Annotated in this window: 9 protein-coding genes; 6 read left to right on the forward strand and 3 right to left on the reverse strand. The window is 72.6% G+C overall.

Annotation, left to right across the window (positions count from 1 at the left end; translation table 11 throughout):
• Nucleotides 1-381 precede the first annotated feature (381 nt).
• The gene (locus ACH4OA_RS31400; RefSeq protein ID WP_397945700.1) at nt 382-1263 is read right to left on the reverse strand and encodes a DUF72 domain-containing protein; all 882 of its coding nucleotides are present in this window, start codon (nt 1261-1263) and stop codon (nt 382-384) included.
• Nucleotides 1264-1390: 127 nt separating this feature from the next.
• Between ACH4OA_RS31400 and ACH4OA_RS31405 the strand changes: the two genes are divergently transcribed.
• The 6 genes from ACH4OA_RS31405 to ACH4OA_RS31430 all read left to right on the forward strand — a co-directional run bounded on the left by ACH4OA_RS31405 (nt 1391) and on the right by ACH4OA_RS31430 (nt 9007).
• Complete coding sequence (locus tag ACH4OA_RS31405; protein ID WP_365875858.1) at nt 1391-2278, forward strand: alkaline phosphatase family protein; 888 nt, start codon at nt 1391-1393, stop codon at nt 2276-2278.
• 1 nt (nt 2279) lies between these two features.
• Nucleotides 2280-3527 carry an MFS transporter gene (locus ACH4OA_RS31410; RefSeq protein WP_365875860.1) on the forward strand — a complete coding sequence of 416 codons (1248 nt, stop codon included), beginning with the start codon at nt 2280-2282 and terminating at the stop codon, nt 3525-3527.
• Complete coding sequence (locus ACH4OA_RS31415; RefSeq protein WP_397972707.1) at nt 3524-4567, forward strand: TolB family protein; 1044 nt, start codon at nt 3524-3526, stop codon at nt 4565-4567. Before ACH4OA_RS31410 ends, ACH4OA_RS31415 begins: the two co-directional genes overlap by 4 nt.
• A gap of 117 nt (nt 4568-4684) precedes the next feature.
• On the forward strand, nt 4685-7057 hold the full coding sequence (locus ACH4OA_RS31420) for an Orn/Lys/Arg decarboxylase N-terminal domain-containing protein (RefSeq protein ID WP_397972710.1): 2373 nt from the start codon (nt 4685-4687) through the stop codon (nt 7055-7057).
• Nucleotides 7058-7220: 163 nt separating this feature from the next.
• Nucleotides 7221-8387, forward strand: coding sequence for a phage holin family protein (locus tag ACH4OA_RS31425; RefSeq protein ID WP_397972712.1), 1167 nt, complete (start codon nt 7221-7223; stop codon nt 8385-8387).
• Nucleotides 8363-9007, forward strand: coding sequence for a DUF3618 domain-containing protein (locus ACH4OA_RS31430; RefSeq protein WP_397941887.1), 645 nt, complete (start codon nt 8363-8365; stop codon nt 9005-9007). The genes ACH4OA_RS31425 and ACH4OA_RS31430 overlap by 25 nt, the downstream gene beginning before the upstream one ends.
• Before the next feature lie 237 nt (nt 9008-9244).
• On the opposite strand, the gene ACH4OA_RS31435 is transcribed toward ACH4OA_RS31430, so the two are convergent.
• Together ACH4OA_RS31435 and glnA are read right to left on the reverse strand one after the other, a co-directional pair.
• A complete protein-coding gene (locus tag ACH4OA_RS31435) occupies nt 9245-10117 on the reverse strand; it encodes a restriction endonuclease (RefSeq protein WP_397972715.1) in 873 nt (290 codons plus the stop codon).
• Between the two features lie 240 nt (nt 10118-10357).
• Nucleotides 10358-11719 (reverse strand): type I glutamate--ammonia ligase, encoded by a 1362-nt coding sequence (gene glnA / locus ACH4OA_RS31440; RefSeq protein WP_365875872.1) that lies wholly within the window; start codon nt 11717-11719, stop codon nt 10358-10360.
• Nucleotides 11720-11992 lie beyond the last annotated feature (273 nt).

The following is an 11992-nucleotide window of genomic DNA, read 5'->3' on the forward strand; positions in this document are numbered from 1 at the left end:
CGCGCCGCGTGTCCGGCTCCGCCCGCCGTGCGCGGGTGCGGGTCGTTCCCCGTCGCGCCGTGTATCCGGTGCCGCCCGCCGTGCGCGGGTGCGGGTCGTTCCCCGTCGCGCCGCGTGTCCGGCTCCGCCCGCCGTGCGCGGGTGCGGGCCGGCCCCGTCGCGCCGCGTGTCCGGCTCCGCCCGCCGTGCGCGGGTGCGGGTCGTTCCCCGTCGCGCCGTGTATCCGGTGCCGCCCGCCGTGCGCGGGTGCGGGCCGTCCCTCGTCGCGGGTCCGGCTCCGCCCGCCGTGCTCGGGTGCGGGCCGGCCCGCCTCCACCCGCCGTGCACCGGTGCGGGTCGTGCCGCCTTCGCCCGGCGGGCTCGGGTGCGGGGCGGGTGGTTCTAGTGGGCCTCGGGGGTCGTCTTCTCCGCTGGGGTGGGCTGGTGGGGGAATGTCGTGCTCAGCAGGTCGTGCATCGTCTGGGCCGCCGTGGGGGCCGCGTCGGCGCAGCAGTTGTTGAAGAGGAGGTGGACCTCGGACGTGGCCGCCGACAGGGAGTGGATGCGGGGCAGCCACTGTGCGAGTTCCCGCTCGGTGTAGGTGTGGCGGAAGCGGTCCTCCTTGCTGCCGGTGCGCCAGTGGGGGCTGCGGCCGTGGAAGCGGACCATGGCGAGGTGGGGGGTGGTGACGGGGACGGGGTGCTGGTCCTCGGGGGTGTCGGTGGCCACCGCCGTGACGTTGAGGTCCGTGAGGAAAGCGGTCGTACGGGCCGCGTGGTCGGGGTGCCACCAGGCCGGGTCGCGGAACTCGACGGCGAACGGCCAGTCGTGGGCGCGTTCGCGGGCGGTGCGGATGAAGGTCTCGGCCTCGGGGCCGGGGCGCAGGGAGGGCGGGTACTGGAAGAGCAGGGTGCCGAGGCGGCCGGTGTCGTGGAGGGGGGCCAGCGCTTCGGCGTAACGGGTCCAGACCTCGGTGCGCAGGGCCTCGTCGCGGGGGTGGGTGCGCAGGTCGGGCGGGAGGGCCGCGGGGCGGGTGGGGTGGCCGGTGAGGAGGGAGAACGCCTTGACGTCGAAGCGGAAGCCGTCGGGGGTGCGGTCGGCCCAGAGGGCGGTGGTGCGGGCGGAGGGCAGGGCGTAGTAGGAGGAGTCCACTTCGACCAGCGGGAAGCGGGTCGCGTAGTGGCGCAGGCGTTTGTCGGGGTCACGGTGGCCGGGTGGGTACCAGCCGCTCCTGAGCAGGTTCGGGTCGGTCCAGCCGCAGGTGCCGATGAGGATGTCCGCCATGGGAGCGGGGGTACCCGTCGTTCATCCGGTCTTCACCCGTGGGGTTGGCCCGTGTGGGCCAGGGGAATGTTGGCGTGTGCATGCTCTGACCGCACCGCCAGCCGCCCACCCGTTTCCGGAGGTTGATGTGTCCGGCAGTTCCGTGTTCCGCCGTGCCCGTACCGTCGTGGCGTCCGCAGCGGCCCTCGCCGCGGCCGCGTTCGGGCTGTGGACCGGGCTCGGCGAGGAGTCCGCGCACGCCGCGGGCGCCGTCCCCAGCCCGGACCACGTGGTCGTCGTGGTCTTCGAGAACCACGCGTACAGCCAGGTCATCGGATCGTCCAGCGCGCCGTACATCAACTCGCTGAAGTCGGGGGGCGCCAATCTGACCCAGTCGTACGCCGAGACGCATCCGAGCCAGCCGAACTACTTCGCGCTGTTCTCCGGCTCGACGCAGGGCATCACCGACGACAGCTGCTACACCCCGGGCTTCTCCTCGGCGCCCAACCTCGCCTCCGAGCTGATCGCCGCCGGCCGGAGCTGGGCCAGCTACAACGAGACCCTGCCGAGCCAGGGCTCGACGACGTGCAGCAGCGGGAACTACGCGCGCAAGCACAACCCGTGGTTCGGGTTCAGCAACGTGCCCACCTCGACCGCGAAGACGTTCGCGCAGTTCCCCACCGACTACACGACGCTGCCGAAGCTGTCGTTCGTGGTGCCGGACCTGTGCAGCGACATGCACGACTGCTCGGTGTCCACCGGTGACACCTGGCTGAAGAACAAGCTGGGCGCGTACGCGACGTGGGCCAAGACCCACAACAGCCTGCTCGTCGTCACCTTCGACGAGGACAACCGGCTGAGCGGGAACCGCATCCCCACCGTGTTCTACGGGCAGCCCGTCGCCGCCGGGTCCAGCTCCTCGGTCACGTACAACCACTACGACCTGCTGCGCACGCTGGAGGACAGCCAGGGTCTGACCGCGCACGCGGGCAACGCGGCCGGCGCCAAGGACATCACCGGCATCTGGGCGTCCTGACGTGTACGTAGCGGACAGCCGCGCGAGCACGTCCGCCCACGGCGCCGTCCGGCCTTCCGCCGGGCGGCGCCGTGCGGCGGTCGCGCCGACCGTGCTCGCGCTGGGAACCGTCAGCCTGGTCACCGACGTGTCCTCGGAGATGGTGACGGCGGTGCTGCCGTTGTACCTGGTGACCGGGCTGGGCCTGTCGCCGCTGGGCTTCGGGCTGCTGGACGGCGTCTACAACGGCTTCTCGGCGCTCGTGCGCCTGGTCGGCGGGCACCTCGCCGACCGGGGCGGCGGGCGGCACAAGTGGGTGGCCGGGCTCGGCTACGGCATCTCGGCCGTGTGCAAGCCGCTGCTGCTGGTGGCGCACACGCTGACCCCGATCGGGCTCGTGCTCGCCGCGGACCGGACCGGCAAGGGCCTGCGGACGGCGCCGCGGGACGCCCTCATCTCGCTGTCCGGCCCGCCCGAGACGCGCGGCCGGGCCTTCGGCGTGCACCGCGCGATGGACACCGCCGGGGCGCTGCTCGGACCGCTGGTGGCGTTCCTGATCCTGCGGGCCACCGTGGACGGCTACGACGCGGTGTTCACCGTCAGTTCCTGTGTCGCCGTGCTGGGCGTCCTGGTGCTGGTCCTGTTCGTGCCGGGCGGCCGGGGCGGCGCGGTGCCGGCGGAGCGGCCGACGCTGCGCGCGGCGCTCGCCCTGCTGCGCCGCCGCGATCTGCGCCGGATCACCGTCTGCGCGCTGCTGCTGGGCCTGGCCACGGTGAGCGACTCCTTCGTCTATCTGCTGCTCCAGCGCCGCCTCGGCGTACCGGACCGCTGGTTCGCGCTGCTGCCCCTCGGCACGGCCGCCGCGTTCCTGCTGCTGGCGGTGGTGCTCGGCCGGCTCGCGGACCGGGTGGGCCGCTGGACGGTCTTCCTGGCCGGCCACGGCGCGCTGCTCGTGGTGTACGCGCTGCTGCTCGGCCCCTGGCACGGCACGGCCCTGCCCTTCCTGGTGCTCGCCCTGCACGGCACCTTCTACGCGGCCACCGACGGGGTGCTGATGGCCGCCGCCTCGGACAGCGTGCCCGAGGCGCTGCGCTCGTCCGGGCTGGCCGTCGTACAGACCGGGCAGGCGCTGACCCGGTTCGCCTGCTCGCTGCTGTTCGGCGCGGCCTGGACGGTGTGGGGCGACCGGACGGCGCTGGCCGGGGCCGCGGTGGCGCTGGCCGGGTGCGCCGTGTTCTGCCTTCTGTCGCGTCCGGGGAGGACCGCATGACCGCACGCCACCGCGTCCTGATCCTGGTCTCGGCCGTCGCCGTGCTGGCGGCGGTCGGGCTGGCGTCCGTGCTGCACGCCTCCGCGCGGGCGGAGCGCCGGGACCGCGTGCAGGCGGGCGGGCCGGCCGTCGCCTCCGGGACGGTGACCCTGCGCGACCCCGGGCGGCTGGTGTTCCGGAACATGGCGTGGGGACCGCACCGGGACGAGCTGACCAGCGTCCCGGCCGGCACTCCCGGCGGCCCGCGCACCGCCGCGGGCCTGAAGTGCCTGCGCTTCTACGCCGCCGCGGGCACCGGGGTCTGCCTCCAGGCCGTGCACGGCCCGGTCTCGGACACCTACCGGGCGCTGATCCTCGACGCCCGTCTGCACACCGTGGACCGCTACGACGTGCCGGGCATCCCGTCCCGCGCCCGGGTCTCCCCCACCGGGCACTTCGCCGCCTGGACGGCGTTCGTGGGCGGTGACTCGTACGCCGGGACGGACTTCTCCACCCGCACGGCGATCGCCGACACCCGCGACGGCACGCTGATCCCGTCGCTGGAGGCGTTCCGGATCGTCAAGGACGGGCGGACCTACCGGGCGGCCGACGCCAACTTCTGGGGCGTGACGTTCGCGGCCGACGACCGCACCTTCTACGCGACGCTGGCGACCGGGGGCCGCACCTACCTGGTCCGCGGCGACCTGCGCGCCCGGACGGTCACCACGGTGCACGCCAACGTGGAGTGCCCGTCGCTGTCCCCGGACGGCACCCGGGTCGCGTACAAGAAGCGGGTCGCGGGGCTGCCGAAGGACGCGCCCTGGCGGCTGTACGTCCTGGACCTGCGGACGCTGCGGGAGACACCGCTCGCCGAGCTGCGGAGCGTGGACGACCAGGCGGTGTGGAAGGACGCCCGTACGGTCGTGTACGCGCTGCCCGGGGACTACGGCGCCGACCTGTACCAGGTCCCGGCGGACGGCTCGGGCCGGACGCGGCGGATCAGCCCGGCCGCCGTGTCGCCGGCGTACCTCGGCAAACCGCCTTCCGGGTCAACGCGGTAACCAGGTTTACCCCCATCACGGTGACCTGCCCTGCCCGCCGCCCGGCCGCCCGGCGGACCGCCCCGGAGACTTTCCGCGGCGGCGGCCGGACGGCCGCCAAAGAGGGCGAGGGCACGCATGAGCGACAGCAAGATCCTGGTGGCGGTGCCGGAGCACCCGAGCGCGGAAGGCGCCGGGGCCGAGCAACTGCGGAAGATCCGGGACGCGGTGGAGGCGGACGGCTTCGAGGTGCGGTGGGCGGTCACCGCCGAGGACGCCGACGCGGTGCTGCGGACGGAGGCGGGCCTGGCGGCGGCCCTGGTGGCGTGGGACCTGCCGGAGGAGGGCGGGTGGCGGCCCGGGGACGGGCCCGGGGCCGCGCTCGCCGCGCCGCCCCGGCCGGCCGGCACCGTGCACGAGGACCCGGGCGGGGCCGCCGTGCTGCGCCGCATCGGGCAGCGCTACCGGGACCTGCCGGTGTTCCTGGTCATGGCCGAGGACGGCCTGCGGGAGCTGCCGCTGTGGGTGTCGGAGACGGTCGTCGGGTACGTCTGGCCGCTGGAGGACACCCCGGGCTTCATCGCGGGCCGGATCACCAGCGCCGCGCGCGCCTACCGGGAGGACGTGCTGCCGCCGTTCTTCCGGGCGCTGCGCCGCTTCCACGACGCCCACGAGTACTCCTGGCACACGCCCGCCCACTCCGGCGGGGTCGCGTTCCTCAAGTCGCCGGTGGGACGCGCCTTCCACGACTACTTCGGCGAGCGGCTGCTCCGCTCCGACCTGTCGATCTCGGTGGAGGGACTGGGCTCGCTGTTCGAGCACACCGGGCCCATCGGGGAGGCCGAGCGCAACGCGGCCCGTGTCTTCGGCTCGGAGCTGACCTACTTCGTGCTGCACGGCGACTCCACCTGCAACCGTCTGGTGGGCCACTTCAGCGTCACCCGTGACGAACTGGCGCTGGTGGACCGCAACTGCCACAAGTCGGTGCTCCAGGGCCTGGTGGTCTCCGGCGCCCGGCCCGTCTACCTGATCCCGACCCGCAACGGCTACGGCCTCGCCGGCCCGCTGCCGCCGGCCGAGCTGGCCGCGGACTCGATCGCGGACCGGATCGCCGCGCACCCGCTCGCCGAGGGCGCCGTGTCCCGGGACCCGCAGTACGCGGTGTTCACCAACTCCACCTACGACGGCCTGAGTTACGACGCCGTGCCGACCGCGAAGGCGCTCGCGGCCAGCACGCCCCGGGTGCACTTCGACGAGGCGTGGTTCGCGTACGCCCGCTTCCACCCGCTGTACGCGGGCCGGTACGGCATGTCCGTGGACGAGGCGGCCTTCCCGGGCCCGGACCGGCCGACGGTCTTCGCCACCCAGTCCACGCACAAGCTGCTGGCCGCGCTGTCGCAGTCGGCGATGGTGCACGTACGGCCGGCTCCCCGGGCGCCCGTGGAGCACGACCGCTTCAACGAGGCCCTGATGATGCACGGGACCACCTCGCCGCTCTACCCGATGATCGCCTCGCTGGACGTGGCGACGGCGATGATGGACGGCCCGCAGGGCGAGTGGCTGGTGGGCGAGGCGGTCACGGAGGCGGTCCGCTTCCGGCAGGAGATGGTGCGGCTGGGGCGGCGGGTGGCGAGCGCCGGGGACCGGCCGCCGTGGTTCTTCGGCGTCTGGCAGCCCGAGGAGGTCACCGACCCGGAGACGGGCGAGCGGCTGCCCTTCGACGAGGCGCCGCCGGAGCTGCTGGCCTCGGACCAGTCCTGCTGGCTGCTGGAGCCGGGCGCCGCCTGGCACGGCTTCCCGGGGCTGACCGAGGGCCACTGCATGCTGGACCCGGTCAAGGTCACGCTGACCTGTCCCGGCATCACCGCGACCGGCGAGATGACCGAGGAGGGCATCCCGGCGCGCGTGCTGACGGCGTACCTGGCGACCCGGAACATCGTGGTGGAGAAGACCGACAGCTACACCACGCTCATCCTGTTCTCGATGGGCATCACCAAGGGCAAGTGGGGCACGCTGCTGGACGCCCTGATGGACTTCAAGGCCCTGTACGACGCCGACACCCGGCTCGACCGCGTGCTGCCCTGGGCCGTCGAGGCGTATCCGAAGCGGTACGCCGGGCTGACTCTCAGGGAGCTGTGCCGGCAGATGCACGAGGAGCTGCGCTCGGCCCGCCTGGTGGAGCTGCTGGACACGGCGTTCCAGCAGCTTCCCGAGCCGGTCCACCCGCCGCACCACTGCTACGAGCGGCTGGTGCGCGGCGGCACGGAACGCGTCCGGATCGCCGACGCGGCGCACCGGGTGGCGGCGGCGATGGTCACGGTCACCCCGCCCGGCATCCCGGTCCTCATGCCCGGTGAGTCCACCGGCGCCCAGGACGGCTCCCTGCTGCGCTACCTCACCGCCCTGGAGACCTTCGACCGCCGCTTCCCGGGCTTCCGCAGCGAGACCCACGGCGTGACGATCGACGAGGAGACGGGCGACTACGAGATCGAGTGCCTGCGACCGGAGTGACACGCGTTCACGATCCATGGCCCGCAAAGGGTGTCGAACAGGGACAAATGGCGACTCGGAGCGGGACGGACGGTCTCGTGGGGTGCCCGGCGTACGGCTTCTGGTCCGGGCCGGGCACCCCGCGGACGGGACCGCACGCTGACATCCTGAGGAGACGTCGCCGATGAGTGAGTCCATACAGACGGGCACCGGGAGCACCGGGGAGAAGGTCAGGGCGGAGACCGCCGCGACAGCCGGCCAGGCCAGGCAGGCGGCGGCCCAGGTCGCCGGGACCGCGGCGGAACAGACCCGCGCCGTCGTCGGCGAGGCACGGCAGCAGGCGGGCACGGTCATCGAGGAACTGCGCGGCCGTGCGATGGGCGAGGCCGACCAGCAGACCAAGCGCGCGGCCGGCACCCTGAGGCAGTGGGCGGAGGACCTCACCGGCCTCGCCGAGAACGCCCGGGACGACTCGCCCGCCCGCGGTCTGGCGAACCAGGCGGCCGACCGGGGGCACCGGGCGGCGGACTACCTGGAGAAGCAGGGCGTCCACGGCCTGGTCAGCGATCTCCAGGGGTTCGCGCGCCGCCGTCCCGGCGCCTTCCTGGGCGGCGCGCTGCTGGCCGGACTGGCCGTGGGGCGCCTGGCGAAAGCGGCGGGGGCCGCCTCGCGGTCCGACGGGCACGAGCGGGGGCAGGGCGGTACCGGGCCGGACCAGGGAGCGCTGGACGCCCCGGCCGCCCAGGCGCTGCCCACCGGCTCTCTCGCGGAACCCGGGCCGGCGACCGCGGCCCAGGCGCCGCCCGGACCGCCGGCCGGAGCCGCGCCGGGCGGACCACCGCCGGTGCCGCCCGCTCCCTCGGTGCCGCCGACCGTCGGTACGCCCCGCCGGACGGCACACCGGGCCGCCCTTACCCGGAGGTGTGAGATGGCCTCGGTCCCGCCCGTTTCCGGGCCGGCCCGGCCGCAGGGGGAGGACGCGTCCGTGGGCCGGCTGCTGTCCGCCGTGACCTCGGACCTGCAGACCCTCTTCCGCCAGGAGATCGAACTGGCCAAGGCCGAGGTCAGGGAGGAGGGGACCCGGGCGGGCAAGGCCGCCGGGATGTACGGCGGCGCCGGGTTCGCCGGCTATCTGGTCCTGCTGTTCCTGTCGCTGGCCGCCGTGTTCGGGCTGGCCAACGTGATGGACGGGGGCTGGGCCGCCCTGATCGTCGCCGCGGTGTGGGCCGTCGTCGCGGCCGTGCTGTACCAGCAGGGGCGCAGCCGGATGCGGGCCGTCTCGCCCAAGCCCGAGCGAACCGTCGAGACCATGAAGGAGAACGCGCAATGGGCACGTCACCCGACCAGGTGAGGGCCGAGATAGCGGCCACTCGCGACCGGCTGTCCGCCGACGTGGACCAGCTCGCCGACCGGACCAGTCCCCGGCGGGTGGTCCGCCGCCGGGCGCACCGGATGCGCGGTGCGGTGTCGGGCGTCCGCGAGCGGGTCATGGGCACCGCGGCGGACACCGCGCACGGTGTCGCGGACACCGCGCAGTCGGCGACCGGCTCCCTCCAGGAAGGCGCCGGGCGCGTGGCCGGCTCGGCGCGCGACACGGTCGGCGGCGCGGGGCAGGCCCTCCAGCAGGCCCCTGAGCTGGCCCGCCGCCGGGCCCAGGGCAACCCGCTCGCCGCCGGCCTGGTCGCCTTCGGCGTCGGCCTGCTGGCGTCCTCGCTGCTGCCCGCCTCCCGGGTCGAGCGGGAGAAGGCGTCCGACCTGATGGAGAGCGACGCGCTGGAGCCGGTCAAGCAGGCCACGGCCGAATCCGCGCAGCACCTGAAGGAAGGCGCCAGGGAAGTGGCGCAGAGCGCGGCGGCGGAGGTGCAGGACAGCGCCGCGCAGGCCGCCCGCACGACCCAGGAGGAGGCCCGCGCCCAGACCGGCCAGGTCACCGACCAGGCCCGGGACTCCGGCCACCACCTCAAAGAATGACCCCGGGGGTGGCGACCGTCCGGTCACCGGCCGAGGATCCAGAACAGGACGACGGTCGCCACCACACTGACGAGCAGGGAGCCGAGGCAGCCGACCCGGTTGCTGAAGAAGATCATGGCTCCCCCGTACCCCGGCACGGACGGTCCATGAGGACCTGCCCCAGCGACACACCGGGGCCGACGGTGCATGACCGTCGGCCCCGCCTGCGGCAATTTCGCTGCCGGGTGAGCCGGCCGGTCAGTCCGCCTCCGACAGGATCTTGGCGACCGGCAGGGAGCAGTGGCCCGTCTCGCTCGCATGCCGCTTCTTGCGGCGGATGAGTTCATCCAGCCGGATGCGCTGTTCCAGCACCGCCATGAAGTCGAGACCGTCCATCGTGATGAACGGCGTGCTGAAGCTGTACACCGCCACGGCGTCCGAGGTGAAGCCGTTCATGCTGATGTAGAGCCCCAGGGTGTTCTTTCCCTTGCGCTCGATGTTGGCCTTGAACACGTCCAGCTCCCGGCGCCCGATGGCGTCCTTCCACCACTTCGCCTCGAGCACGTAGTGGTCGGTGTCGAAGGCGAAGGCGCCGTCGATCTGCTCGTGCTCCATGACGTAGGACGCCCGCGGCTCCAGGTCGTAGAGGACGAACAGTTCGTTGATGAAGCCCTCGAACTCGGTGCCCCGCTTGTGCGGGTTGGTGGCCGTGTGCATCACCAGGAAGCGCTGCCTCAGGTCGTCGTGAGCCTGCGCGAACACCCGGCCGTCCTGGGCCTTCCTGGCACTCTGGGCGATGGTGGCCGCGTGCTCTTCGTGCTCCGCCATGACTTCGCGCTGCTTGGCCGTCCAGCGCTTCAGCTCGGCCACGGCGGCCTGGGCCTTGGCCACCATGTCATCGGCGTCCACCTGCGAAGCCAGATTGGGAAACGTCTCCATCGCTGCGATGTCGAGCATGAGGGCGACCGTCAAGTCCAGGTAGCGGGCTTCGTTGGCGCGCAGCAGCTCCACCAGCTGCCCCGACACCTCCCGCTTGGTGGCGGTGAAGTCCAGTCGCGGCAGGATCTCGCTGTGATCCTTCAGCATGGCTCGGACGTACGTCTGGAACGGCTTCTTGTTCCAGAAGATCACGGTCAGTGCCTCGACAAGCGCAAGGTAGGCACTCGGATTCAACGTCTTCCTACGGTCGTCGGACCGCATGGTCCCCCTCCTCCATCGACCACCCCGCACTCACGGTGACGGACCAGACACGGTACCGCTCGACGGGTGGATCGGGTGCCGGTACGACTGACCTTGATCCAGAGGTATGGGAGACGCGCCGGGGCCGACGGCGTCCTGACCGTCGGCCCCGGGGGCGGTTCGGTGTCGCGCCTACAGCACCGGCAGGTTCTTCCGCAGTTCGAACGCTGTGACCTCCGAGCGGTACTCCTCCCACTCCTGGCGCTTGTTGCGCAGGAAGAAGTCGAAGACGTGCTCGCCGAGGGTTTCGGCGACGAGGTCGCTGCTCTCCATCAGGGTCAGGGCCTCGCCGAGGTTCTGCGGGAGGGGTTCGATGCCCATCGCGCGGCGCTCGGCGTTGGACAGGGCCCAGACGTCGTCCTCGGCGCCCGGCGGCAGCTCGTAGCCCTCCTCGATGCCCTTCAGGCCGGCGGCCAGCAGGAGGGCGTAGGCCAGGTACGGGTTGGCGCCGGAGTCCAGGGAGCGGACCTCCACGCGGGCGGAGCCGGTCTTGCCGGGCTTGTACATCGGGACGCGGACCAGGGCGCTGCGGTTGTTGTGGCCCCAGCAGATGTACGACGGGGCCTCGCCGCCGGCGCCCGCCGTGCGCTCGGAGCCGCCCCAGATGCGCTTGTAGGAGTTGACCCACTGGTTGGTGACCGCGGAGATCTCCGCCGCGTGCCGCAGCAGGCCCGCGATGAAGGAGCGGCCGACCTTGGAGAGCTGGTACTCCGCGCCCGATTCGTAGAACGCGTTCCGGTCGCCCTCGAAGAGCGAGAGGTGGGTGTGCATCCCGGAGCCGGGGTGCTCGGAGAACGGCTTCGGCATGAAGGTCGCCTGGACCCCCTGCTCCAGCGCGACCTGCTTCATGACCAGGCGGAAGGTCATGATGTTGTCGGCCGTGGAGAGCGCGTCGGCGTACCGCAGGTCGATCTCCTGCTGGCCGGGCGCGCCCTCGTGGTGGGAGAACTCCACCGAGATGCCCATCGACTCCAGCATGGTGATCGCCTGGCGGCGGAAGTCCATGCCCACGTTGGTCGGGGTGTGGTCGAAGTAGCCCGAGTTGTCGGCGGGCGTGGGGCGGGAGCCGTCCAGCGGGCGGTCCTTCAGCAGGAAGAACTCGATCTCCGGGTGGGTGTAGAAGGTGAAGCCCAGGTCGGAGGTGCGGGCGAGGGCGCGCTTGAGGACGTAGCGCGGGTCGGCGAAGGACGGGGAGCCGTCCGGCATGAGGATGTCGCAGAACATCCGGGCGGTGCCCGGGGTCTCCGCGCGCCACGGCAGGACCTGGAAGGTGGCCGGGTCCGGCTTGGCGATCATGTCGGACTCGTAGACCCGGGCGAAGCCCTCGATCGCGGAGCCGTCGAAGCCGATGCCCTCGTCGAAGGCCTGCTCCAGTTCGGCGGGGGCCACGGCGACGGACTTGAGGAAGCCCAGCACGTCCGTGAACCACAGGCGTACGAACCGGATGTCGCGCTCCTCCAAGGTCCGGAGCACGAACTCCTGCTGCTTGTCCATCTTCCGCTTCCCATCCTTGCTGGTCAGGCCGCCTGCCCGGGTACCACGGGAGGCGGTCGGGCACCTGAGCATCCCACCACGACACCGTTTCACGCGCGTTGCGGACCTTGATCGCCCGAGCGTCCGCGCCCTGAACGGCTCTCGTCCGGCAGGTCTACTGCGCTCTCGCCCATCTTGCCTGCTCGCGGCGGTATCCGTAATGGCCGGTCCGCTTCGCCCGTGAGCGATACCACTGCCTTTTAATTTGCATCCCACATGCCAATTTTCTTACCG

Origin of the sequence: Streptomyces sp. NPDC017095, from assembly GCF_044332325.1 — a bacterium.
Lineage (GTDB): Bacteria > Actinomycetota > Actinomycetes > Streptomycetales > Streptomycetaceae > Streptomyces.